The 26,003-nt window shown below is 65.3% G+C and carries 14 protein-coding genes and 1 pseudogene; 9 read left to right on the top strand and 6 right to left on the bottom strand.

Going from position 1 to position 26,003, the window contains the following annotated elements:
- Positions 1 to 161 precede the first annotated feature (161 nt).
- Positions 162 to 1,334, top strand: coding sequence for a M20 aminoacylase family protein (locus tag J6525_RS02290; RefSeq protein ID WP_225641758.1), 1,173 nt, complete (start codon positions 162 to 164; stop codon positions 1,332 to 1,334).
- A gap of 3 nt (positions 1,335 to 1,337) precedes the next feature.
- Here the strand turns inward: J6525_RS02290 and J6525_RS02295 are convergent, their stop codons facing one another.
- Positions 1,338 to 2,519 (bottom strand): cytochrome P450, encoded by a 1,182-nt coding sequence (locus J6525_RS02295; RefSeq protein ID WP_225641761.1) that lies wholly within the window; start codon positions 2,517 to 2,519, stop codon positions 1,338 to 1,340.
- A gap of 138 nt (positions 2,520 to 2,657) precedes the next feature.
- Here J6525_RS02295 and J6525_RS02300 point away from each other — a divergent pair, with 138 nt between their 5' ends.
- Positions 2,658 to 3,566 (top strand): LysR family transcriptional regulator, encoded by a 909-nt coding sequence (locus tag J6525_RS02300; protein WP_225641763.1) that lies wholly within the window; start codon positions 2,658 to 2,660, stop codon positions 3,564 to 3,566.
- Positions 3,567 to 3,657: 91 nt separating this feature from the next.
- Here J6525_RS02300 and J6525_RS02305 read toward each other — a convergent pair whose 3' ends face one another.
- Complete coding sequence (locus J6525_RS02305) at positions 3,658 to 5,280, bottom strand: inorganic phosphate transporter (RefSeq protein WP_057015669.1); 1,623 nt, start codon at positions 5,278 to 5,280, stop codon at positions 3,658 to 3,660.
- 523 nt (positions 5,281 to 5,803) lie between these two features.
- Positions 5,804 to 7,252 (bottom strand): UdgX family uracil-DNA binding protein, encoded by a 1,449-nt coding sequence (locus J6525_RS02310; RefSeq protein ID WP_225641765.1) that lies wholly within the window; start codon positions 7,250 to 7,252, stop codon positions 5,804 to 5,806.
- Positions 7,253 to 7,636: 384 nt separating this feature from the next.
- Between J6525_RS02310 and J6525_RS02315 the strand changes: the two genes are divergently transcribed.
- The 3 genes and pseudogenes from J6525_RS02315 (at position 7,637) to J6525_RS02325 (ending at position 13,546) form a co-directional block, all read left to right on the top strand.
- Entirely contained in the window at positions 7,637 to 8,416 is a 780-nt protein-coding gene (locus J6525_RS02315) for an ImuA family protein (protein ID WP_225641767.1), read from the top strand.
- A 217-nt stretch (positions 8,417 to 8,633) separates the two neighbouring features.
- Positions 8,634 to 10,112 (top strand): annotated as a pseudogene (locus tag J6525_RS02320) (Y-family DNA polymerase); the annotation flags it as partial.
- The gene (locus J6525_RS02325) at positions 10,109 to 13,546 is read left to right on the top strand and encodes an error-prone DNA polymerase (RefSeq protein WP_225641769.1); all 3,438 of its coding nucleotides are present in this window, start codon (positions 10,109 to 10,111) and stop codon (positions 13,544 to 13,546) included. The pseudogene J6525_RS02320 and the gene J6525_RS02325, both read left to right, overlap by 4 nt.
- A gap of 1,286 nt (positions 13,547 to 14,832) precedes the next feature.
- On the opposite strand, the gene J6525_RS02330 is transcribed toward J6525_RS02325, so the two are convergent.
- On the bottom strand, positions 14,833 to 15,120 hold the full coding sequence (locus J6525_RS02330; RefSeq protein WP_028345379.1) for a hypothetical protein: 288 nt from the start codon (positions 15,118 to 15,120) through the stop codon (positions 14,833 to 14,835).
- Positions 15,121 to 15,242: 122 nt separating this feature from the next.
- Between J6525_RS02330 and J6525_RS02335 the strand changes: the two genes are divergently transcribed.
- From J6525_RS02335 to J6525_RS02345, 3 genes are all read left to right on the top strand, one after another.
- Positions 15,243 to 16,649, top strand: a complete 1,407-nt coding sequence (locus J6525_RS02335) for a CoA transferase (RefSeq protein ID WP_225641771.1) — start codon at positions 15,243 to 15,245, stop codon at positions 16,647 to 16,649.
- A gap of 151 nt (positions 16,650 to 16,800) precedes the next feature.
- Complete coding sequence (locus J6525_RS02340; protein WP_225641773.1) at positions 16,801 to 18,048, top strand: efflux RND transporter periplasmic adaptor subunit; 1,248 nt, start codon at positions 16,801 to 16,803, stop codon at positions 18,046 to 18,048.
- A 115-nt stretch (positions 18,049 to 18,163) separates the two neighbouring features.
- Positions 18,164 to 21,298: an efflux RND transporter permease subunit gene (locus J6525_RS02345; RefSeq protein WP_225641774.1), complete on the top strand. Its 3,135-nt coding sequence runs from the start codon at positions 18,164 to 18,166 to the stop codon at positions 21,296 to 21,298.
- On the opposite strand, the gene J6525_RS02350 is transcribed toward J6525_RS02345, so the two are convergent.
- The gene (locus tag J6525_RS02350) at positions 21,291 to 22,259 is read right to left on the bottom strand and encodes an amidohydrolase family protein (protein ID WP_076833103.1); all 969 of its coding nucleotides are present in this window, start codon (positions 22,257 to 22,259) and stop codon (positions 21,291 to 21,293) included. The two genes, J6525_RS02345 and J6525_RS02350, sit on opposite strands and share 8 nt — an antisense overlap.
- A gap of 138 nt (positions 22,260 to 22,397) precedes the next feature.
- Complete coding sequence (locus J6525_RS02355) at positions 22,398 to 23,816, bottom strand: TolC family outer membrane protein (RefSeq protein ID WP_225641776.1); 1,419 nt, start codon at positions 23,814 to 23,816, stop codon at positions 22,398 to 22,400.
- 242 nt (positions 23,817 to 24,058) lie between these two features.
- On the opposite strand from J6525_RS02355, the gene J6525_RS02360 reads away from it, so the two are divergent.
- On the top strand, positions 24,059 to 25,930 hold the full coding sequence (locus J6525_RS02360; protein ID WP_225641779.1) for an acetyl-CoA hydrolase/transferase C-terminal domain-containing protein: 1,872 nt from the start codon (positions 24,059 to 24,061) through the stop codon (positions 25,928 to 25,930).
- The last annotated feature ends 73 nt before the right edge of the window (positions 25,931 to 26,003 follow it).

A 26,003-nucleotide genomic window follows, 5' to 3' on the forward strand; every position in this document is an offset into this window, starting at 1 on the left:
GATGATATCAGGCCCGAGGTCTGCGCAAAGTCCAGCGAGGGACGGCCTGCATCCCGATTGCGAATGCAGGCCCCAGCCGCGAGCATGCCACATCTGTTTGGGTGGACCGGCTCTTGCATGCTAGAGATGACTTACGTCCAACCTCTGAGGCCAGAATTCTCATGCCCATCGTGAACCGCGTCGCCGATCTGCAACCCGATATCCAGGCCTGGCGCCGCGACATCCATGAAAACCCCGAGCTGCTCTACGATGTGCACCGCACTGCATCATTCGTCGCCGACCGGTTGCGCGAGTTCGGTTGCGACGAGGTCGCGACCGGGCTCGGCAAGACCGGCGTGGTCGGGGTCATCAAGGGCAAGAAGGGGCCGGCCAAGGGCGACGTCAAGGCGATCGGCCTGCGCGCCGACATGGATGCGCTGCCGATTCACGAACAGACCAATTTGCCCTACGCCTCGAAGACGCCGGGCAAGATGCACGCCTGCGGCCATGACGGCCACACCGCAATGCTGCTGGGGGCGGCGCGCTATCTCGCCGAGACGCGCAATTTCGCCGGCGACGCGGTCGTGATCTTTCAGCCGGCCGAGGAGGGCGGGGCCGGTGCCGCCGCGATGATCAAGGACGGCCTGATGGATCGCTTCGGCATCGAGCAGGTCTACGGCATGCACAACGGTCCGGGGATTCCGATCGGCTCGTTCGCGATCCGCACCGGCCCGATCATGGCCGCGACCGATGCGATCGACATCAAGATCGAAGGGCTCGGCGGCCATGCGGCGCGGCCGCACAAATGCATCGATTCCGTGCTGGTGGGCGCGCAGCTCGTCACCGCCTTGCAGCAGATCGTCGCGCGCACCGTCGATCCGCTCGACTCCGCCGTGATCTCGATGTGCGAATTCCACGCCGGCAACGCTCGCAACGTGATCCCGCAGACCGCGGAGCTGCGCGGCACAGTGCGCACGCTGACCCGCGAGGTGCGCGACCTCATCGAGAAGCGCGTGCGCGAGGTGGTCGACGGCGTTGCCAAGATGACCGGCGCCAAGATCGATCTGACCTATGAGCGCGGCTACCCCGTCACCGTCAACCATGAGGCGCAGACCGAATTCGCGAGCCGCATCGCGCGCGAGGTCGCGGGCGCGTCCAACGTGCACGAGATGCCGCCGCTGATGGGCGCCGAGGATTTTTCCTACATGCTGGAAGCGCGACCCGGCGCCTTCATCTTCTGCGGCAATGGCGACAGCGCCGGCCTGCATCACCCTGCCTACAATTTCAACGACGAGGCGATCGTCTTCGGCACGTCGTATTTCGTGAAGATCGTCGAGAACGCGCTGGCGGCGTGAGGTTCACGCGTCCCATTTGACCGGCAGCGTCACCGGACCGCGGAACACCCAGCCGCGCACGACCGGCGGTGTCTCCGCGCGCAGGCGCAGATTGCGCAAGCGCGCGAACAGCATCGGCACCACGATCTTGCCGACGGCGAGCCGCGACACCCAGGTGCCGGCGCAGAAATGCGGTCCGGCGCCGAATCCCAGATGCGATTGCTTGGGCCGCGTCACGTCGAAACGATCGGGTTCGGCGAAGCGGCTGCCGTCGCGGTTAGCCGCGCCGACGCAGAGGCCGATCTGAAGGTCTTGCGGCAGCGTGGTGCCGGAGAGCCCGACATCGCGGGTGACGCGGCGCGGATACATGCCGATCGGCGAGATCCAGCGCACCGCTTCCTCGAGCGCGGCCGGCCACAGCTCCGGCTTCGCCAGCACGCCGTCCTTCTGTGCCGGGTTTTCCAGTAGGCCGAGCACAAGCGTCAGGATCGCATCGCGCGGCTCGTTCAGGCCGCCGCCGATGATCACCTTGATGTTGGCGCGAATGCCCTCGATCGGCATCGACGGATCGGCATTGACCATCGAGGACAGGATCGAAGGATTCGGCTGGCGGCGGTGATCGTCGAGCACCGCGTCGATCGCGGCATCGACATCGGCGCTCGCCTGCATCGCCTTGCGCTCGATCTCGGCGTCGGCGGCGTAATTGCCCGCGCCGTCGATCAGCGCCTGCGACCACTCGGCGAGTGTCTGCCACGGCATCGCGCCAAAGCCGATCATCGCCATCAGGCTGAGTGAGGCCATCGGCGCGGCCAGGGCGGAGAACAGATCGGCCCCGTCGCTCGCGGCCAGCTCGTCGATCAGCTTTTCTGCGATCGCGGTGAATTTCGGTGCCCAATGCTCCTTGATCGTGGCCGGTCGGAACGAGGGCTCGATCGCCTTGCGGCCGATCGCGTGTTCAGCGCCGTCCTTGCGCATGAAGGTCGGCCCCATCACCTTGTTGACCAGCGAGGCCGGATTGTCGGCCGAGTAGGTCGCGGGATCGCGCTCGATCCGCATGATGTCGTCGAAGCGCGTCACCAGTGTCAGCTTCGCGGGCGCGACGAAGACCGCCGGCGCGATCTCGCGCAGGCGGCGGAAGATCGGATAGGGGTCGTCGAGCAGATCCTGATACGCGATATCGGTGATGACGGGCACGGCGCTGGTCATTGGTCCTCCCGGAAGCGCTTTTTCGCGAAGGCTAGCCCCGGGTGCACGATCGCTCAATTCGATGAGATTGATTTGCTCCATCGAAATATTCCATGACATTGTGCTAGGCTGGGCCGCCAGCAATGCGGGAGGTACAGCGTGGCGGCCAACTCCTCGATCGATCCGGTCGACATCGGGACTCTGCGGACCCTTGTGCTGGTCTATGACCTGCAGTCGTTCTCGGCCGCCGCCAAGCGGCTCGACGTCAATCAGTCCACCATCAGCTATGCGATCGAGCGGCTGCGCGGCGCGCTGCATGACCCGCTGTTCGTTCGCAGCGGCAATGGCGTGATGGCGACCGAGCGCTGCGCGGCGCTGGTTACCTGGGCGCGGGACATGATCGGCGAGATCGACGGGCTTGCCGCACCGGCGGAATTCGATCCGGCGACGGCGCAGGGCAGCGTGACGATCTCCTGCAACTATCACGAACGCCAGACCCTGATCCCGCAGTTCAGCACGCGGCTGCGCGCCGGCGCGCCGCAGGTCCGTTTCGTCCTGCTCGATGCCGCGGGCCACGGCGACGTCCATCTCAAGCAGAACCAGTGCGACATCGTGCTCGGTCCGGTCGGGATCGCCGGTGAAGGCTTCTTCCGGCGCCATATCCTCGCCGACCACTATGTCTGCGTGATGGATCCGGCCAATCCGCTCGCGCGCGGCCGGATCGCGCTATCGGCCTATGCCAGGGCCGAGCATGTCTTCATCACCCACAGCGGTGAGTGGCAGCCGCTTTATCTCGCGGCGCTGAGGGCGAGGAAGATCGAGATCGAGGCGGTGGTCAGCCTGCCCAACCACGACAGTCTGGAGCGCATCATCACAGGCACCAGGCTCGTTGCGACCATCCCGTATCATCTGGCGCGGGCGATGCGCGGCGGCCTCCATGTCGCTGCGCTGCCGTTCCGCGTGCCGATCTCGATCGACATGTACTGGGGCGCCAGGACAGCCAAATCCGGCCTGCACAAATGGGCGCGCGGCCTACTGGCCGAGGTTGCCAGGGTGTATACCGCCTGAGCGAGGAGCCGGGCTGCAGGTCCAAAGCAAAAGGCCCGCACCGGAGTGCGGGCCTTTGTCCGGCGCGTTGCTGCGCCGAAAGCGTGGGGCGTCAGAACAGGTGGTAGAACACGTAGTAGAGAACGCCCGAGATGATCATCGCCGCCGGCAGCGTCAGCACCCAGGCCATCGCGATGTTGCGGATCGTGGCCCATTGCAGGCCGGAGCCGTTGGCGGCCATGGTGCCGGCGATGCCTGACGACAGCACGTGCGTGGTCGAGACCGGCAGGCCGTAGCCGTCGGCCGCCGCGATCGTCGCGGCCGCCGTGATCTCGGCGCAGGCGCCCTGCGCGTAGGTCAGGTGGGTCTTGCCGATCTTCTCGCCGACGGTGACGACGATACGCTTCCAGCCGACCATGGTGCCGAGGCCGAGCGCGATGGCGACGGCGAACTTCACCCAGCTCGGGATGAACTTCGTCGCGGCATCGAGCGAGCCCTTGTACTGGTTCAGTGTGGCGATGTCGGCAGCGGTCAGCTCGGCTTCCTTGTCCTTCATCAGGAAACGGATCGCCTCGGACGCCAGGTACATGTCGTTACGAGTGTTGCCGACTGCGTCAGCCGGGAACTTGGCCAGCGATCCATACTGGGCAACCTGCTGGCCGATGTCGCGCACCAGCACCGCAAGCGACGGAAAGGTGCCTTCGTTGATCTGGTGCTGCGCGACATAGTTGGTCACGGCCGGGCGCGGATTGCCGATCACGTTGTAACCGGCGGCCTTGCCTTCGATGACCTTGCTGGCCGCGGTCGAGTGCGCCGTGAACAGCTCGATCTGGCTCGAGGGCATTGCGCGGTTCAGCGCATAGGCGGTCGGCACGGTGCCGATCAGGATGAGCATGATCAGGCCCATGCCCTTCTGACCGTCGTTGGAGCCGTGGAAGAAGCTGACCAGCGTGCAGGTCAGGATCAGGATGCCGCGGATCCACCACGGCGGCGGCTGGTCGCCGACCGGTTCGCCGAACAGCGCTGGCGTCGCGCGTTGCAGCGCGATCTTGAGGAGGTAGAGCAGGCCGGCGGCGAGCGCGAAGCCGAACAGCGGCGACAGCAGCAGCGCCTTCGCGATGTTGGTCGCCTGCGACCAGTCGACGCCCGAGGTGCCGTCACGGCCGCGCAGCAGCGCGTTGGTGATGCCGACGCCCATGATCGAACCGATCAGGGTGTGCGAGCTCGAGGCCGGCAGGCCGAGCCACCAGGTGCCGAGATTCCAGATGATGGCGGCGATCAAGAGCGCGAACACCATGGCAAAGCCGGCACTGCTGCCGACCTGCAGGATCAGCTCGACCGGAAGCAGCGAGACGATGCCGAACGCGACGGCGCCGCTGGAGAGCAGCACGCCGATCAGGTTGAACATGCCCGACCACACCACGGCGACATGCGCCGGCAGCGAGCGGGTGTAGATCACGGTGGCGACCGCGTTCGCGGTGTCATGGAAGCCGTTGACGAATTCGAAGCCGAGCGCGATCAGCAGCGCGACGAACAGCAGGATATACGGCAGGAACGAGGTGATGCGCGTGCCGGTGGCGTCGACATCGGCATAGATGCTGTAGGCAACGAACAGCAGCGCGGCCGCAACCACGCCCAAATAGATAACCCCGGTGAGAGGATGAAAGCCCTTGTCGAGGTCCGGACCCTTCTTCAGGGCGGGCTCGATCGAGCCGGGTAACGCCATATCGCTCATGGTAAACTCCTGTCCCAATGCTCCCGATTTTGATCGATGCATATGACAAGCAATTGAAATCCGGCCCGCGAGCCGCGCCGGTCTCCCGTGGCGGTGGACATCGAGCCGAAGTTTTGTGCAACGCATTGAGCGCGCACGTGGCTTCGCGGCCTCGTGGCAATCTTCAGCAAAAAGGGATCGCGGATCGCGACGGAAAGCTGTGGCCTGCGTTTCGCAGGGCGAGATAATGTGCGGAGGACGTCACACCGGCAGGCTTGCCGGAGAATTCGGCGGGCGCCTGCGAGTAGGAGGATCGCGAATGAGGAAGGAGGATTGCGAGATAAGGTGGCGCGCCGCACGATCGGGGCTAGCAAACCGCGCAGCGCGCCCGCCTCAGGGTACGTCATGGCGTGAACATGACGCCCGATACCTGCGGAACATGCTACCCTACCACGGATCAATTAAAGGTTGTAGGTATTTGTCTGCGTTTAGAACAATTTCTCGTTGCGATGTGGTTCCTCCGGTTCCGCTGGTTTTACGGAACTCAAGCTGCATCGACTGATCTGCGCAACTGATGTGCGACGATTTTCAGGTCGTCGATAAAGCGCTGATATTCCAGCGCCTTGGCTTTTTCATCCGGCAGCCGCAACAGATAGGATGGGTGCACGGTGACGAGCACCTTGGTTCCGTCGTGGTCGATCAGATGACCGCGGTTCTTGTTGATCGGCGTGATCTTGCCGAGCACGCTCTGCGCGGCGGTGGCGCCGAGCGCCATCACGAGGTCCGGCTTGATGGTGGCGAGCTCGCGCTCGTACCACTGGCGGCAGGCGCGGATCTCCGGTGTGCTCGGCTTCTGGTGCAGCCGGATCTTGCCGCGCGGCACGAATTTGAAGTGCTTCACTGCGTTGGTGACATAGACCTTGCGACGATCGATGCCGGCTTCCTGCAGCGCGCGATCGAGCATCTGGCCGGCCGGTCCGACGAAGGGGTGGCCTGCGAGATCTTCCTTGTCGCCGGGCTGCTCGCCGACCAGCATCAGCGTTGCGCTCTGCGGTCCCTCGCCGAACACGGTCTGGGTTGCGTCTTTCCATAGCGGGCAGGCGCGGCAATCGGCGGCCTCGTCGCGCAAGGCCGCGATCGTGTCGTGAGCTTGCCTGTCTTGAACTTGCTTGCCTTGAACTTCCTTGCGGGGCATCGGCGTATCCTGCCGCTCCTGCGGCTCGGCGGCCTTGCGTGCGATGAAGGGGCCGCTGGTCATGCGCATTGCGTCTTCGATCAGGGGTTTAATGATCGAGTCCTCGGGCAGGTTCCTCCAATAGGCCTGTGGCATCTCCATCACTTTCAGCCGTGCGGGATTGAAGTGGCCGTTGTCGTGACGCCGCCAGGCCTCCTCGAGCCGGTCCTCGGTCGGCACTTCGGATTTGGCGACGCCCGGCGTGATCGAGATCGCGTGCCCGTCCCAATGTGCGCAGACGTCGGGGGTCAGGATCGACCACGGCATGTCGGCGAAGCGGCCGGCGAAGAACGGCGCGGCAAGCTCGACGATGCGATGCTCCGGCTCGAACCAGGCGACGTAATGCGCCGTCCGCTCGCGGCCGATCTCGCGGAAGCGCAGATGCGCATGCATTCTGTCGATATCGACATAGACCGCGCGCGCCATCGCGTGGACCTCGGCGACATCGGGATCATCGGTCGCACTGAGCAGATCGTGATGGCTGCGCAGCCGCCACAGCAGGCGATAGAGCAGGGCAAAGCGTTCGTCACTGCGATGCAGGATCGCGGCCTTTGCGAGCTCGACGAATTTGGCCGACACATTGAACCGCGCCTGCGGCGTATCCGGCAAGTCATTCACGCAGGACGCCGACGACAATTCGTCGTCGCTGCGTACGGTCCATGTGATCTCCGCGGGCTTCACATCGTTCAGCGCCAATCGCCGCGCGGCCTTGCGCCAGCCCTCGAAATCGGTGTCGTTGTCGAGCACGATGATGCGCATGCGATTGCTCCGTTTCCGTCACGCCGCCATTTTCGCGGCCTGCGTGCCTGACTTGCGGAAGATCAGGGCCCGTCCGGTTCGGCGGCTGCTGAATCCCATTGATTCCACTCATGAATCGATGAGCTCACCAATCCGATTGACTCCGCGGGCCCTGTTAGCTTTATATTAGAACATATCATGAACAAATGAGCCAGTCCCTGGTTCTCTGTTCAGACCAGTGACGACCTCAAATTTTCAAGTTGAAGGAGCGGCGCATATGCCGGAGCGCGATCAGCAAAAGTGGTCGCCGGTTTTGCGTCCGATCGCGCTCCTCTTTTTTAAGAAAGGCGCATGATCTTGTCGCCAAACCGCTCACACTTTGGCGGATCATGCGCCGCCGCACGCATGGGTACGCTTGCGTCTCTGCGCGGCAGCATCGCGCGCATCGAGACGCCATCGGATGCGGCGATGCCGAACCGCGTCGCGCTCGGCCATGCCGGCGCGGATGCGATGCTGCGCGGCGGGCTTGCGCCGGCGGCATTGCACGAGGTGTTCGCGGCCGGCTATCAGGGCGGCGCGGCGACCGGCTTCATCGCGGGGCTCGCCGGACGGCTGTCGGCACGCAAGCCGCTGGTCTGGGTGCGGCAGGATTTTTCCGATCGCGAAAACGGCGCGCTGTCGATGCGCGGGCTTGCCGAACTCGGCCTCGATCCGCGCCTCTTGGTCACGGTGCGCGCCGCCGATGTCGACAGCGGCCTGCGCACCGCGGCCGACGCGCTCGCCTGCGATGCGCTCGGCGCGGTCGTGCTCGAGGTCTGGGGCCAGGCGCGCCAGCTCGATCTCGTCGCCAGCCGCAAATTGACCTTGGCCGCGCAGGCCTCCGGCGTCACCGCGCTGGTGCTGCGGATCGCGGCAACCCCGATCCCCTCGACCGCGGAGACGCGCTGGATCGTGCGCGCGGCGCATTCGCCGCCGGGCAATGCCGCGAGCGTGTGGGGCGCGCCGCGCTTCGAGGCCGAACTCGTGCGCAATCGTCATGGCCCGGTCGGGCGATGGATCATGGAATGGAAATGTGATGAGTGCCAATTCAGTGAACCGTCGGCGTATCCTCAGCCTGTGGCTGCCACGCCTGCCCATCGACCGCATCAAGCGCAAGCTCGCGCAGGACATCGCCTCGCAAGCTGATGCACATGCCGTTGTGCCAACCGACACACGGGCGGTGGTAGGACTCCCTCTCCCGCTTGCGGGGGAGGGCTGGGGTGGGGGTCTCGCCACGAGTCCCGCTGAGGAGAGAGCCCCCACCCGGATCGCATCTCACGATGCGATCCGGCCTCCCCCGCAAGCGGGAGAGGCGAAGAAAGACCATCGACTTTTTTCACAAACGACAACGGCGCAAGAACTCCCCAGCGTCGTCGTCGCAAAAGACCACAACGCCATCCTGCTGCATGCCGTCGACGAGGCCGCGGTGCGGGCCGGGCTGTCGATCGGGCTGCCGCTCGCCAATGCGCGGGCGATCTGTCCGGAGCTCACGGTCTATGATGCCGATCCCGCCGCCGATCTGAAGACGCTGAACGACATCGCCGACTGGTGCGACCGCTTCACGCCGCTGGTCGCGCTCGATCTGCCTTACGGTCTGTTTCTCGACATCACCGGCTGCGCGCATCTGTTCGGCGGCGAGCGCGTGCTGCTGCAGACCGTGACGGGGGCACTGAGCCGGCGCGGCTTTGCCGTCAGCGCGGCGATTGCCGGCACCTCGATCGCGGCGCGTACGCTGACGCGCACCGCCTCGGGCAGGATTGTCGCCGATGGCGAGGAAGCGGCGGCGGTCGGCCCGCTGCCGGTGTCGGCGCTCGGTGCCGATGCCGCTGTCACCACCGGCCTGCGCCGCGCCGGCTTGAAGACCATCGGCGATGTTGCCTCGCGCGCGCCGCATGAAATCTCGGCGCGGTTCGGTGCGGCCTTCACCACCTTGCTCGGCCACGCGCTCGGGCAGGGCGATGCCCCGATCAGCCCGCGCAAGCCGCTGCCCGATTACATCGTCGAGAAGCGTTTCCCCGAGCCGATCGCGACCGACACCGTGATCGCGCTGACGCTCTCAAGCCTCGCCAAGATGCTGGTTGCGGCGATGGACAAGCAGGGCAAGGGCGCCCGGCAGCTGGAGGCGAGCTTCTTCCGCACCGACGGCAAGGTCGCGGCGATCATGGTCGAGACCGGGCGTCCGGTGACGCGGCCCGAGATGATCGATCGCCTGTTCCGCGAGCGGCTCGATGCGCTGAACGATCCGCTCGATCCCGGCTTCGGCTTCGATCTCATTCGCCTCGCCGCCGGCCGCACCGAGATTGTGGTGCAGCAGCAGCGCGATCTCGACGCCACCATACACGACAATGACGAGCTCTCGGTGCTGATCGATCGCATCGCCGCCCGCATCGGCGGAAAACGCGTCGTCGTGCATCTGCCGCTGGAGAGCCACATCCCCGAACGATCGGCGCTCGCGCTGCCGGCGCAGCATCATCTGGCCGCGGCCAGCGCCGCCGCCTGGCCGGAGCACGTTGCGAGCGAACCACCGCTGCGTCCCTTGCGGCTATTCGAGCAGCCCGAACCGATCAAGGTGCCGTTCGCGACCGTGCCCGACGGTCCGCCGCATCAATTCACCTGGCGGCGCGCGCAGCACGAGGTGGTGCGGGTCGAGGGCCCCGAGCGCATCGCGATGGAATGGTGGAAGCAGGACGGCGCGTCGCTGACGCGCGATTATTTCCGCGTCGAGGATGCCGAAGGCCAGCGCTTCTGGATCTTTCGCGACGGTCTCTACGAGAGCGAGCTGCGCGACGAGGAGGGCAAGCCCGTTCCGGCCAACTGGTATGTGCATGGGCTGTTCGCATGAGCGCACCTCCACCTGATTATGCCGAGATCGGCATCACCAGCAATTTCTCCTTCCTGCGCGGCGGTTCCGATCCGCGCGCCTATGTGCATCAGGCGAGCGAACTCGGGATTCCCGTGATCGGGCTCGCCGATCACAACACGCTGGCCGGCGTGGTGCGCGCCTGGAAGGAGCTCGACAGCGAGAAGGTTGCCCATCCGCCAAAGCTTTTGATCGGCGCCCGCATCGTCTTCATCGACTCTACGCCCGACATCCTGGTCTATCCGCGCGATCGCGCCGCCTATGGCCGGCTGTGCCAGCTCCTGACCCGCGGCAAGCGCGGCGACGACATCGTGCGGATCGAGAAAGGCGAGTGCCATCTGAAGCTCGCCGACCTCCTCGACTTCGTCGAGGGGCAGCTCCTGGTGCTGGCGCTGCCGCATCGCTTTGAGGAGGCAGGCACGCTCGATCTGCTTGCAAAGCTGAAGGCAAGCGCCGCCGACGGCGTCTGGCTCGCCGCAAGCCTGCTCTATCGCGGCGACGACAGGCGCCGCCTCGCGCGGCTGCATGGCCTCGCCACCGACGCCGGTGTGCCGCTCATCGCCACCAACGAGGTGCTCTATCACCATCCGGCGCGCCGCCCGCTGCAGGACGTGCTGACCTGCATCCGCGAAAAGACCACGATCGAGGCGGTCGGCCGCAGGCTCGAGGCCAATGCCGAGCGGCATCTCAAGCCGGCGCATGAAATGATCAGGCTGTTTCGCGATCTGCCGGACGCGATCGCGGAAACCATGCGCTTTGCTGCGCGCATCTCTTTCTCGCTCGACCAGCTCAAATATCAGTATCCCGACGAGCCGGTGCCGCCGGGCAAGACCGCGCAGCAGCATCTGGAAGATTTGACCTGGGCCGGTGTCGACAAATATTTCGGCGGCGAGATCGACGAAAAGCTTCGCACCACTCTGAACAAGGAGCTCGCGCTGATCGCCGAGCTGAAATACGCGCATTACTTCCTCACCGTGCACGACATCGTGCACTATGCGCGCAGCCAGAACATCCTGTGCCAGGGGCGCGGCTCGGCCGCGAATTCCGCAGTCTGCTTCGTGCTCGGCGTCACCTCGGTCGATCCGACCAAGGTCGATCTGTTGTTCGAGCGCTTCATCTCCAAGGAGCGGCTGGAGCCGCCCGACATCGACGTCGATTTCGAGCATTCGCGGCGCGAGGAGGTGATGCAATATGTCTACCGCCGCTACGGCCGCCACCGCGCCGCGATCATCGCCACCGTGATCCATTATCGGCCGCGCAGCGCGATCCGTGACGTCGGCAAGGCGCTCGGGCTGACCGAGGATGTCACCGCCGCGCTCGCCGACACCGTGTGGGGCAGCTGGGGCAAGGGCCTCAACGACATGCAGGTGCGGCAGGCCGGGCTCGATCCCAAAAATGCGATGATCAACCTCGCGGTCGAGCTCGCCACCGAGTTGATCGAGTTTCCGCGCCATCTCTCGCAGCATGTTGGCGGCTATGTGCTGACCCAGGACCGGCTCGACACCTATGTGCCGATCGGCAACGCCGCGATGGACGACCGCACCTTCATCGAATGGGACAAGGACGACGTCGACGCCCTTAGCATGATGAAGGTCGATGTGCTGGCGCTCGGCATGCTGACCTGCATCCACAAATGTTTCGACCTGATCGATGGCCACAAGGGCAAGCGCTGGGAGCTCGCCTCGGTCCCGCAGGACGAAGAAGAAGTCTACGACATGCTGTGTCGCGGCGAGTCGCTCGGCGTGTTCCAGGTCGAGAGCCGCGCCCAGATGAACATGCTGCCGCGGCTGAAGCCGCGCACCTTCTACGATCTCGTCATCGAGGTCGCGATCGTGCGCCCCGGTCCGATCCAGGGCGACATGGTGCATCCTTATCTGCGGCGGCGTAACAAGCAGGAGCAGGTGACTTATCCATCGCCGGCGCCCGACCAGGGCGACAAGGACGAACTCTACAACGTGCTGCACAAGACGCTCGGCGTGCCGCTGTTCCAGGAGCAGGCGATGCGGATCGCGATCGAGGCGGCCCATTTCACCTCTGAGGAAGCCAATGGCCTGCGCCGCTCGATGGCGACCTTCCGCAATCTCGGCACCATCGGCAGCTACGAGGAGAAGCTGGTCGGCAACATGGTGGCGCGCGGCTACGATCCGGATTTCGCCCGCAGCTGCTTCGACCAGATCAAGGGTTTCGGCTCCTACGGCTTCCCGGAAAGCCACGCCGCGAGTTTTGCGCAGCTCGTCTACATCTCCTCATGGCTGAAGCACCATCATCCCGATGCGTTCTGCTGCGGCCTGCTCAACTCGCAGCCGATGGGCTTCTATGCACCGGCCCAGATCATCGGCGACGCCCGCAAGAACGGCGTCACGGTGCGCGAGGTCGATGTCTCCTTCAGCTTTGCGCAGAACACGCTGGAGGAGAAGGTCGGCGATCATTGCGCGGTGCGGCTCGGCTTTCGCCAGATCGACGGATTTCACTGGCTGGATGAGGACGAGGAGCGGTTGAAACAGCTTCAACTGTCATTCCGGGATAGTGCGCTAGCACCAGACCCGGAATCTCGAGATTCCGGGTTCTCGCTTCGCGATCCCCGGAATGACGGTGTTGAGACAGACTGGGCCGACCGCATCGTCGCCGCGCGCAACCGCCGGCCGTTCACCTCGCTGGAAGATTTCGCCCGCGACACCGGCCTGCCCAAGCGCGCGCTAATCCTGCTCGCTGACGCCGATGCGTTCCGCTCGCTCGGGCTCGACCGCCGCGAGGCGCTGTGGGCGGTGCGGCGGCTGCCCGACGACGTGCCGCTGCCGCTGTTCGAGGCCGCCACCGCACGCGAGCAGCCGGATGAGGGCGCCAAGCCGCTGCCGGAGATGCCGCGTCCGGAGCAGGTGGTCGCCGACTATCAGACCATTCGCCTGTCGCTGAAGGGCCATCCGATGGAGTTTTTGCGCGACACCTTCACGAAGGAGCGCGTCGTCGCCTGTCACACCATCAACCAGAGCAACGACCGCCGCCGCGTCCGCTGTGCCGGCGTCGTGCTGGTGCGGCAGCGGCCGGGCAGCGCCAAGGGCGTCGTGTTCATGACGCTGGAGGACGAGACCGGCATCGCCAACATCGTGGTGTGGCCGAAGGTGATGGAGCAGTACCGCAAGGAGGTGATGGGCGCGCGCCTGATCCTGGTCGAGGGCTATATCCAGAGCAGCCCGGAGGGCGTGACGCATCTGGTGGCGCAGCGCATGACCGATCGCTCCCACGATCTGATCGGCCTCGCCAATGAATCCTTGAGCCGCAAGCATCCGGTGCCGGCGGGCCCCGCGCTGATCGAGCCGCTCAACGACGACCGCCGCGATCACGGCGACAACTCGCCGCAAAAGATTCGCCACCCGCGCAACGTCCGCATCCTGCCGCCGTCCCGCGATTTCCATTGAACCGCGTGCGACGGCTCTCTCACCGTCACCCTGAGGAGGCCGCGGAGCGGCCGCTCGAAGGGCGACGGCCCGGCTTTTTCCGCGCGACTGCCAGCGGGGCCGTGCATCCTTCGAGGCGCGCAAGCGCGCGCACCTCAGGATGACGGTATCCTCTATCCACGTTATCGCGAGCGAAACGAAACAATCCCATCCTCTGCCGTCGATCCCCGAATATTTTCTTCGGCTTTTCGGAATTTGACTTGACGGCAGACCCAACTCAGATGTTCAATATGCCCGTCTCACCCGATCGAGGGGCGCTTCGCGGTCGTCACGAACGTGGGTCGAGATGCGGTGGACGCTGATTGCGCAACTGACGAGTGCGCATGAGGCGGACGGCGAAATCGTGCAGGCCTGACGCCCTAGCGGCAGGTGTCTTTTCGCATTGCGCGATGCGCGTTGCGAAGACGGTGACAACAAAGCCCAGTCTCGCCGGGGAGAGCACGTATAAGCCGTAAGCCATCGCGCAGGGAAAGCCGGGTTGTTTCCGGTTACACCTGTGGTCCTACCCCCGAGCTTTCTACCCATTGCTCGGGGCCCATGGGTGCGATCGGCACCCGGCTTTCCCTGCGCCCTCTGTTCAAGAGAGGGCGGAAAGAAGAGCAAAGCTCGGACAAAATATGTCGCGAGAACGCAAACGTATGACTCACAAGTCGCGCAACAAATTGAGTGTCGTCCCGGCGAAGGCCGGGACCCATAACCACCGTTGCAAATGGTTACGCGATGCTGGAACGACGAGTGCCATCCACAACATCCGCCGCGGCGTATGGGTCCCGGCTTTCGCCGGGACGACGCCTGGGAAGCACCGTGGACTCTCATTCTCCCTGGGGGGCCTGCGCATGCGGGCGATCCCAGTACGCTGCGGCCTCTCGGCTCAAGCACTGACGCCGCTGGAATACTGGATCATCCGCATACGCATGCGCTGGTGATGACACCACGCTGTTTGACATCTTGAATTGCGACTCATCCTCGCCGTTGTCCCGGCGAAGGCCGGGACCCATAACCACCGAAGCAAATTGCTATGCACTCTTGCAACGGCGAGCCCCGCTACAACATCCGCTGCGGCGTATGGGTTCTCTGAGTCCAGCGGCGCGAACGCGCATTGTCCATCCAATCGGTCCATCGACGGATGTCGCGCGAATGCGAACGTGTAGCCTACACGCCAATGCTGACACGTAGCTTACAGCTGGTCCCTGTCGGACGGGCCCCACGTCGCATCGACGACGGATGACTTCCTCGGCCGCTGCATGCTACTCCACCGCGGCGCCGACCGGCGGTCCGCCCGGCGGGCGGTGCAGGAAGGTGATCGATGCATAGGCGCCGACCCACGAGCCGAGGGCGGCGAAGGCGACGTAGAGCCAGTTTTCGGTGTAGCTGATCACCGCATAGGAGGACAGCACATACCAGACGCTGCTCCAGGTCGCCGCCGGCACGCGCTTGCGCGCCACGACCGCCGAGGTGAACATGACATAGACCGCGTCGGTCGCTGCGGTCGCGAGGAAGACACCGCCGGCGGTGAGAGGATCGATGGCAGCCATTGCAACTCCTGTGTGGGTCGGGCAGAGCTGGATATAAGCAGGGCCGGAAATGATGGTTGGGATCGGGCACCGCCTTTTTGTCATCATGCTCGGGCATAGGATAATCGCAAACGGGTATGCGCATGCAGGACATTCGTGAAATCCTTTCCGATGTCTGGACCGGCGCCGGCGGCGCGCCGGCCGCGCTCGATGCGGTCACATTGACCGGCAGCGAGCCGCAGCTGCCGTCGTCGTTTCGGGTCGCAGCCGCAGCGCAGGCGCCGATCGCTGCAGCCGGCCTTGCCGCGGCCGAGATCTGGAAGGCCCGCAGCGGCGAGCAGCAGGACGTCGCGGTCGACATCCGCCATGCCGTCGTCGAATGCCGCAGCGAGCGCTATTTGCGCGTCGACGACAAGCCGCCGCCGCCGGCCTGGGACAAGATCGCCGGCGTCTATCGTGTCAAAGACAACCGCTTCGTCCGCCTGCACACCAATTTCCCGCATCATCGCGACGCCGTCTGCAAGGTGCTCGGCTGCAACGCCGAGCGTGACGAGGTCCAGGCCGCGCTGCTGCAATGGGACGGCGAGGCGTTCGAGACCGCGGCCTACGCCGCCGGCGGCGTCGTCGCCTTGATGCGCTCGCACGACGAGTGGTCGGCGACGCCGCATGCCAAAGAACTGGCAAAGCTGCCGCTGATCTCGATCGAGAAGATCGGCGAGGCCGCACCGAAGCCGTGGCCCGCGGGCAACCGGCCGCTGGCCGGCATCCGTGTGCTCGATCTGTCGCGCGTGATCGCTGGTCCCGTCGCCGGCCGCACGCTCGCGGCGCATGGTGCCGACGTTCTGCTGATCTCCGGTCCCGATCTGCCGGCGATCCCCTGGCTCACCATCGACACCGGCCGCGGCAAGCTCACGAGCTTCCTCGAGCTGCGGAGCGAAGAGGGGCGCGGTGTGATGCAGGGGCTGGTGGCGCAGGCCGATATTCTCTCGCAGGGCTATCGTCCGCAGGCGATTGCACGACTCGGCTTCTCGCCGGAGGAAGCGGCGCGGATCAATCCCGGGATCGTCTATGTGACGCTGTCGGCCTACGGCCATGCCGGACCATGGGCCGGGCGCCGCGGCTTCGACTCGCTGGTGCAGACCACGACCGGCTTCAACCACGCCGAAGGACAGGCGGCCGGCACGGATGGGCCGAAGGAATTGCCGGCCCAGATGCTCGACCACGCCACCGGATATTTCATGGCGTTCGGTGCCATGATGGCGAAGGCCCGTCAGGCCCGCGAAGGCGGCAGCTGGCACGTCCGGGTATCGCTGGCGCAGACCGGGCGCTGGCTGTGGAATCTCGGCCGCGTCGAAGGAGGCCTTGCGACCGAGGACCTGACGGCGGATGCGGTGCAGCCCTTCATCGAACGGCTGCCGTCCGGCTTTGGCACGCTGAGCTCGGTCCGGCATGCCGCCGTGCTGTCCAGGACCCCGGCCCATTGGTCCCGTCCGGCCATGCCGCTCGGTAGCCACCCTCCGGAGTTTCCTGCCCCGGAGTTTCCCGGATGAGACATTCAGCTGCCGTTCAGGCTATGCAAACTTTAACGACAGGCATCGCCGAAGGGCGATTTTTAGGTTGTTTGAGACGCCAATTCAGCACTATTAGCGCACCGCTGGGGCCGTCCCGCCGGATGCTGCAACGATCGACCCCGCGGACCGCATGGTGAAAGAGTTTACCAAGAGAATGCAGAGCTTTAGCCGCCCGCGCCTGGTCGTGGCCGCGGCGCTGCTGGCGGTTGCCTGCGCGGGAGCCTATGGCTACACGCGTTTCGGCTCGGAAAAGCAGACATCTTCGGAAGTCTCCAGCCAGTCGCGCAAGGGCAGCGCGCGCTATGCGCCGTCGGCGGCCGAGTGGGCCAGCCTGACCTTCCAGACCGTGAGCGAGCACACCTTCCGCTCCGAGCTGGTGACCGAGGGCAAGATCGGCATCGATGAGGACCGCTCCACCCCGGTCTATTCGCCCTATACCGGGCGCGTCACCCGCCTCATGGTGCGGCCGGGCGATGCCGTGGTGAAGGGCCAGCCGCTGTTCGTGATCGAGGCGGCCGACACCGTGCAGGCGCAGAACGATTACATCGCGGCGATGACCGGCCTCAACAAGGCGCAGTCGGCGCTCGACCTGGCGCAGATCCAGGAGAAGCGCGCCAAGGATCTGTCCGAGGGCAAGGCGATCCCGCTGAAGGATTATCAGCAGGCCCAGGCGGCGCTGGTGCAAGCGCAGAACGATGCGCGCTCGGCGCAGACGCTTTTGGAAGCGGCACAGAACAAGCTGCACATTCTCGGCTTCGGCGACGACGACATCACGACACTGCGGCAGAAGGGCCGCCTCAATCCGGAGACGACGGTGTTCGCGCCGATCGGCGGCACCGTGGTCCAGCGCAAGGCCGGTCCCGGCCAGTATGTCTCGACCGGTGCCAGCGACCCGGTCTACGTGATCGGCGATCTATCGACGGTCTGGCTGATCGCCTTTGTCCGCGAATCCGACGCAGACAATGTCGCGGTCGGCCAGGACCTCACCTTCAGCGTGATGGCGCTGCCGGGCAAGACGCTGAACGCCCGGGTCAACTATGTCGCCGCGGCGATCGACGCGACCTCGCGCCGGCTCCTGGTTCGCGCCACCATCGACAACGCCGACAAGCGGCTGAAGCCCGAGATGTTCGCCAATGTGACGCTGTATTCGAAGGGCGATCACCCGGCAGTCGGGGTGCCGAAGCAGGCGCTGATCTACGAGGGCGACCAGGTTCGGCTCTGGGTCGCGAGGGCCGACGACAAGACCATCGAGCTGCGCCAGATCAAGCCCGGCCTCATCAATGGCGACCTCGTCGAGGTGGCCGGCAACCTCAGGCCGGGCGAGCAGATCGTGACGAAGGGAAGCCTCTTCATCGACCGCGCCGCATCAGGCACCTAAGCGCATGATCCGGAAAAGCGGGAAGCGGTTTTCCCTTGCGACAAACGCGCAACGCGTTTGCGCGGAGATCACGCTCAATAAGAAAATTCCCATCCAGTTGAAAGCGCCGATCTGAATGGATCGCCTCGTCGCCCTTGCCGTCAATCGCCGCTACTTGATGGTGGCCATGTTCGTGGCCGTCCTGATCGGCGGCCTGCTCGCGTTCAAGCAGCTCAACATCGAGGCCTATCCCGATCCGACCCCGCCGATGGTCGACATCGTGACGCAGAGCCCGGGCCTCTCGGCCGAGGAGATCGAGCGCTACATCACGATCCCGATCGAAACGCAGGTCGCGGGCATCAAGAACCTCAAGACCATCCGTACCATCTCGCTGTACGGCCTTTCCGACGTCAAGCTGCAGTTCTCCTTCGACTACACTTATGACGAGGCGCTGCAACAGGTGCTCAACCGCCTGTCGCAGCTCGCGCCGCTGCCGGGCAACGTGCTGCCCGGCATCTCGCCGCTCAGCCCGATCGGCGAAATCTTCCGCTACCGCCTGAAGGGACCGCCGAACTACAGCGTGCTCGACCTCAAGACGCTGCAGGACTGGGTGCTGCAGCGCCGCTTTCGTGCGGTGCCCGGCGTGATCGACGTCACCGGCTGGGGCGGCAAGACCAAGACCTACGAGATCCAGGTCGACTTCAACAAGCTGGTCGCCAACGGCCTGACGCTGCCGCAGGTGCTGCAGGCGGTGTCCAACGCCAACATCAATGTCGGCGGCAACACCGTGAACATCGGCTCGCAATCGGCCGTGGTGCGCGGCGTCGGCCTGATCCGCTCGATCGACGACCTCGCCAACACCATGGTCTCGCAGTCCGGCGGCAATCCGGTGCTGGTGCGCGACATCGCCCATGTCACGATCGGCGAGAAGCCGCGGCTCGGCATCGCCGGCCTCGACAATGACGACGACATCGTGCAGGGCATCGTGCTGATGCGCCGCGGCGAGCAGAGCTCGCCGACGATCTCCCGCGTCGAGCAGCTGGTCCACGACATCAACCATTCCTCGATCCTGCCGCCCGGCGTGAAGATCGAGCGGATCTACGACCGCAAGGACCTGATCGAGCTCACCACCCACACCGTGCTGCACAACATGGTGGTCGGCATCCTCCTGATCGTGCTGTTGCAGTGGATCTTCCTCGGCGACCTCCGCAGCGCGCTGATCGTCGGCGCGACGATCCCGTTCGCGCTGTTCTTCGCCGTGATCATCCTGGTGCTGCGCGGCGAATCCGCCAATCTGCTGTCGGTCGGTGCGATCGATTTCGGCCTGATCGTCGATGCCACCGTGATCATGGTGGAGGCGATCTTCCGCCGGCTGTCGCAGACCACCGCGCTGTCGGAAGACGAGCGAAGCCACATCTCCGAGGACACGGTGATGGGGATGAAGAGCCACGCGATCCTGTCGGCAGCTGCCGACGTGTCGCGCTCGATCTTCTTTGCCGCGGCGATCATCATCGCGGCGTTCCTGCCGCTGTTCACGCTGTCCGGCGTCGAGGGCAACATCTTCGGCCCGATGGCGCGCACCTATGCTTACGCGCTGGCCGGCGGGCTGCTGGCGACGTTCACGGTCACTCCGGCGTTCAGCGCGATCATCCTGCCGGCGCATATCCACGAGACCGAGACCTGGATCGTCAAGAAGCTCGACGCGATCTACCTGCCGGTGCTGAACTGGGCGATCGCCAACCGCAAGCTGGTGATGGCCGGCGCGGCCGGCCTCGTGGTCATGACCATCATCTTCGCGCGCTTCCTCGGCCTCGAATTCCTGCCCAAGCTGGAAGAGGGCAATCTGTGGATCCGCGCCACGCTGCCGCCGACGATCTCGCTGCAGGAAGGTAACGCCTATGTCAACGAGATGCGGAAGCTGATCCGCAGCCGTCCCGAGGTGGTGTCGGTGGTGTCGCAGCACGGCCGTCCCGACGACGGCACCGATGCGGCCGGGCTGTTCAACGCCGAATTCTTCGCGCCGCTGAAGCCGGCCAGCGAATGGCCAAATACTCACGACAAGGACGTGCTGACCGCGCAATTGCTGGCGCAGTTGCAGGAGAAATTCCCGGGCGTCGAGTTCAATTTCTCGCAGTATCTGCAGGACAACGTGTCGGAAGCGGTGTCCGGCGTGAAGGGCGAGAACTCGATCAAGCTCTACGGCAATGATCTGCAGGCGCTGACCGACACCGCCAACAAGATCAAGTCGGTGCTGTCGACGGTGCAGGGTGTCACCGACCTTGCGGTGTTCACCTCGCTCGGCCAGCCGACCATCCAGATCGACGTCGATCGCGCGCGTGCCGCGCGCTATGGCCTGTCACCGGGCGACATCAACGCCACGATCCGGGTTGCGGTTGGCGGCGACAGCGCCGGCGACCTCTATGAGCCCGGCAGCGACCGGCACTTCCCGATCATCGTCCGCCTCGCGCCGGAATATCGCAAGAGCGCGGAGGCGATCCAGAACTTGCGGATCGGGGTGGCGAACGCCAATGGCGGCATTACGCAGATCCCGCTCTCCGAAGTGGCCTCGATCAACCTGATCTCCGGCGCGGCCTACATCTACCGCGAGCAGCAGGAGCGCTATTTGCCGATCAAGTTCTCGGTGCGCGAGCGCGACCTCGGCAGCGCGATCCGGGAGGCGCAGCAGAAGATCGACGAGCAGGTGCAGCTGCCGCCGGGATCGCGTGTCGAGTGGGTCGGCGAGTTCGGCAATCTGCAGGATGCGATCAGGCGGCTGTCGATCGTGGTGCCGATCAGCCTCGCGCTGATCGCCGTGCTGCTGTTCTTCAATTTCGGCTCGATGGTCGACACCATGCTCGCGATGAGCGTGATCCCGATGGCGATCTTCGGCGGCGTGCTCGGGCTTCTGATCTCGGGGATTCCGTTCAGCGTGTCGGCGGCGATCGGTTTTATCGCGCTGTTCGGCATCGCGGTGATGGACGGCATCATCATCCTGTCGCAGTTCAACCAGCTGATCGACGAAGGCTACGACCGGATGCGCGCGGTGATCCGCACCGGCGAGCTGCAGCTGCGTCCGGTGCTGATGACCTGCGTGGTGGCGGGCGTCGGCCTGTTGCCGGCGGCGGTATCGGAGGGCATCGGCTCGCAGGTGCAGAAGCCGCTCGCCATCGTCGTCGTCACCGGCATGATGCTGGCGCCGCTGGTGATCCTGATCACGCTACCGGTGCTGATCTCCTACTTCTCGCGCCGGCCGAAAGACAGCCTCAGGTGAAGCCGTAGAGCCGCGCCGGATTGTCGACCAGGATCGCCTTGCGGACCGCGGCGTCCGGCGCCCAGACCGGAAGCTGGTTGAGGAGGCGGCCGTCGTCGATCTGAAACAGCGGCGTCACATCGGTGACCTTCTTGCCTTGCGGCGTCACCGAATCCGGGTGTGGCCAGTCGGTGCCCCAGACGATGCGCTCGGCATTGGCTGCGATCAGTGCCTGCGCCAGCGGCGTGGCGTCGGCATAATCGGGCGCAAGCTTGGAGGCGCGGTAGGCGCCGGAAATCTTGACATAGGCCTTGCCGGACTTGACCAGCGCGAGCAGGTCGGCAAATCCCGGCTGGCCTGTGCCGAGCGCGGCCTCGGCGCCGCCGAAATGGTCGAACACGACCGGCACCGGTGCAGTGGCGACGAGGTCCTTGATTGCGGAGATCATCGCGAGGCTGGTGAACAGCTGCACATGCCAGCCGCGCGCCTTCATCCGCTCGATCGCGGCCGAGAAGCGCTGCCGGCCGACATTGGGATCGTTGACGCCGCCGGTCGCGAGGTTGAGGCGGATGCCGCGGAAGCCGGCCTTGTTCATGGCATCGAGATCGCTCTCACTGGTCTTGTCGTCGATCACGGCGACGCCGCGTGCGGTCGGCCCACGGGCCGTGATGCCGAACAGGGTCGACGAATTGTCGGGGCCGTAGACGCTCGGCGTCACGATCACCACGCGCTCGACATGGAGCGCCTTGTGCAGCGCGCTCATCTCCTCCGGCGAGGCCGGTTCCGGCGTGTAGACGCGGCCGGCGAAGAACGGGAATTTCTCGGGGTCGCCATGGATGTGGGTGTGGCAGTCGCACGCCCCGGCAGGCATGTCGAAATTCACCGCGGTCGATGGTTGCGCTGCCTTGGAAAATGCGTTGCTGCTGGTCATGGTCACTCCGGCTGCGATGGAAGCCAGCATCATATCGCGTCGCGTCAGCATTGGATGTCTCCCTGCGTGCTCGGCTGTTATGCGCGTCATACGCGCGCCGGCATTATGGGTTGCCGGCGGGGGCGGAGGTTATCGGCGGAGAGAGCAGGCGGGAAGGGCAAGTTCGCGGTGCGAACGGTTCCGTAATGCCTATTGTCCCGACGGCGTGCGCAGGCCGTGCCAGGCGTCGCGCACCTGATGGTAATGCACCTCGGGCAGATAGTCCGGCGTCTTCAGGTTCAGCGTCTTGACGTCGAGGCGCCCGGTCGCGCTGAGCAGCGTGTAGGAGGCGATCACGCGGTCGCGCTGCGCACCGATCAGCCGCGCCCGCGCGGTGATCAAATCCTGCTGCGCGTTGAGCACGTCTACCGTGGTGCGCTGGCCGCCCGCGGCTTCCTTCTGCACGCCGGCGAGCGCAACTTCCGCGGCCTTCATCTCGGACTCCGAGGCCGACACCGCGATCTTGGCGCCCTCATTGGCGACCCACGCGCTGACCACGGCGGTCTTGGCCTGATTGCGGACCTGATCCAGCACCAGCCGGCTCTGCGCCGCGACCTCCTTGGCCTGCCGGGTCTGCGATGCGGCGGTGCCGCCGTCATAGATCGGCTGCGTGACCTGACCGATCACCGAGGCTTGATCGGTGCCGAAGCTGCCGAGCGTGGTGTCGGTGTCGCGGCTGCGGCTGACGCTGCCCTGCACAGAGACATTCGGCATCAGACTGCTCTCGGCGACGCGGATCGAGGTCGAGGCAACGTCGACGTCAAAGCCTGCCGCGGTGACGGCGGGATGCTCGCGGAGCGAGAGCGCGATCGCATCCTCGCGGCTGCGCGGCAGCAGCCGGTCGATGGTCTCGGCCGGACGCAACTGGGATGGCGCGCTGCCAACCACCTGCGCATAGGTAGCCTGACTGATCGCATAATTGACCTCTGCGGCGTTGAGGTCGGCGAGGCCGCGGTTGAGCCGTGCCTCGGCCTGGGCGGTATCGGTCGGCGTCACGTCGCCGGCATTGAGGCGCCGTTCGGTGATTGCCCGGGTCTCCTTCAGGAAGGCGACGTTGGCGCGCTGCGCCTCGACCAGGGTCTGGTTGGCCAGCACATTGGTGTAGGCGGTGACGGCGTCGAGCAGCACATCCTGGCCGACATTGCGCAGCGCCTCGCGGCCGGACTGCACCTGCAACTCGGCGACGCGGACGCTGTTGGCGGTCTTGAAGCCGTTGAACAGGGTCTGCGTCACCGTGACGCCGATCTGCCACGGCTTCAGCGTTGCGGTCTGGATCACATTGCCGGGCAGCTGATCGCGCACCGCCTGCAGGCCGACCGACAGGCCGGCAATGATCTGGGGACGGTAACCGGCCAGCGCCTGCGGCACGTTCTCGTCGGTCGCACGCTGGCGCGCCCGCTCGGCGTTGAGTTGCGGATTGGTCTGATACGCCTTGACCAAGGCTTCCGGCAGGCTCTCGGCGCGGGCCGCGGTATCCGTCAGCAGCGCACATGCCAGCACGCCAAGGCCGATGCCCGACAAAAGCACGCGCCTCGCTACGTCGCCAACCCTGGCGGCACGCTCAACCATGTGATCCCGCAAACCAAAACTCCGGCAGTGCGCCCCCGCCGACGCCGCCGACACATCTACCTGTTTACGGGGCGGTGCCGCCACAGACAAACCGCCGCGCGACATCTGCACATCATTTCAGTTCTTGTCTGTTGCCGGTTCGTCACAGGCGCACGTATCGGTCATATGAAGTATAAGTTTGAACCGCCGGCCGTCGATTCAACGATGCCGGTTATCCACCGTCTCGTCCGGGTCCATTGCTGATGCCGATATTCTTCTCCGACCCCGAGGCGATCGCGGAGCACATCATTCGTGACGTCGGAACCGAACTGGTGGTCGGGCTGCCGCTCGGCCTCGGCAAGGCCAACCACATCGTCAACGCGCTGTATGCGCGAGCAGTGGCCGACCGCTCCATCAACCTGACGCTGTTCTCCGCGCTGACGCTGGAAAAGCCGAAGCCGAAGAGCCTGCTCGAACGGCGCTTCATCGGACCGGTGATCGACCGCCTGTTTGGCGGCTATCCGGATCTCGCCTACGCGGATGCGCTGCATCATGGCGCACTTCCGCCCAACATCAAGGTGATCGAGTTCTTCTTCCTCGCGGGGCAGTGGCTGCACCAGCCATTCGCGCAACAGCACTACATTTCCGCCAACTACACCCATGCGGCGTCATATTTGTTGTCGCGCGGACTGAATGTCGTGCCTCAGCTAGTTGCCAAGCGCATGGTCGACGGCGCGCCGCGCTACAGCCTGAGCTGCAACACCGACACCACGCTCGACGTGCTGCGCGCCCGTGCGCAGGGGCGGGCGTCGTTCAAGCTGATCGGCCAGGTCAATTCCGAGCTGCCGTTCATGCCCGGCGCCGGCGACCTGCCGGCGGATGAATTCGCCGCGGTGCTCGACAGTCCAGAGACCGATTTCCCGCTGTTCGCGCCGCCATCCGAGCCGATCAGCGACACCAAATATGCGATCGGCTTGCATGCCGCCGGTCTGGTCCGCGACGGCGGCACGTTGCAGATCGGCATCGGGCAGGTCGGCGACGCGCTGGCGCAGGGGCTCGTGGTCCGCCATCGCGACAACGCCGAATTCCACGGCATCATGCAGCGCCTTGCGCCCGGTACCGGGCAACTCGCCGCGGCCGAGACTGGGTCGTTCGAAAAGGGGCTCTACGGCGTCAGCGAGATGCTGTTCGAGGCGTTCCTCGGGCTGATCGACGCCGGCATCCTCAAGCGCGAGGTCGGCGGCGTGATCCTGCACGGCGCATTCTTCCTGGGCCCGCCATCATTCTACCGGGTGCTGCGCGAGATGGCACCGGAGCGGCTGGCGCGAATCCAGATGATGCCGGTTTCCTTCACCAACGAGATCTTCGGCGACGAGGACGGCAAGCGTCGCGCCCGGGTCGATGCGCGCTTTGTCAACAATGCGATGATGGCGACGCTGCTCGGCGCTGCGATCTCGGACGGCCTCGAGAACGGCCAGGTCGTGAGCGGGGTCGGCGGCCAGTATAATTTTGTGGCGCAGGCATTCGCGCTCGAGGGCGCACGTTCTGTGCTGGCGCTGGAGGCGACCCGTCAGTCCGGCAAGCAAGCGCAGTCGAACATCCGCTGGTCCTATGGACATGAGACCATCCCGCGGCATCTGCGCGATGTCTTTGTCACGGAATATGGCGTCGCCGACGTCAGGGGGAAATCCGATGCCGACGTGATCGCCGCGATGCTGCAGGTCTCGGACTCCCGCTTCCAGGGCGAGTTGATGCGGCAGGCCAAGGACGCCGGCAAGCTGCCGCGCAGCTACGAGATTCCCGCGGCGCATCGCGAAAATTATCCCGAGCGCATCGGCGATGCGCTGAAGCCCGCGCGCGATGCCGGGCTGCTGCCGTCATTCCCGTTCGGCAGCGACTTCACCGATGTCGAGCAGCGGCTGATTCCGGCTTTGCAGATATTGCAGCAGGCGCAGCACACGCCGCTGCAACTCGCCGGCCTGCTGTGGCAGGGCATGCGGCATCCGCCCGATGCCGCCGACCGCGAATGCCTGGCGCGGCTCGGTCTCGACAAGCCGACGCATTTCGCCGAGCGCGCCTATCGCGCGCTCGTCACCGCGGCATTGCAACGGAGCCGAACGGCTAAAGCGCGATGAGATCATCGCGCCTTAGCCTGTTGTCTGCGCATGATCTTGTCCGGAAAACCGCTTCGCACTTTTCCGGATCATG

Origin of the sequence: Bradyrhizobium australafricanum (assembly GCF_020329495.1) — a bacterium.
GTDB classification, from domain to species: domain Bacteria; phylum Pseudomonadota; class Alphaproteobacteria; order Rhizobiales; family Xanthobacteraceae; genus Bradyrhizobium; species Bradyrhizobium australafricanum.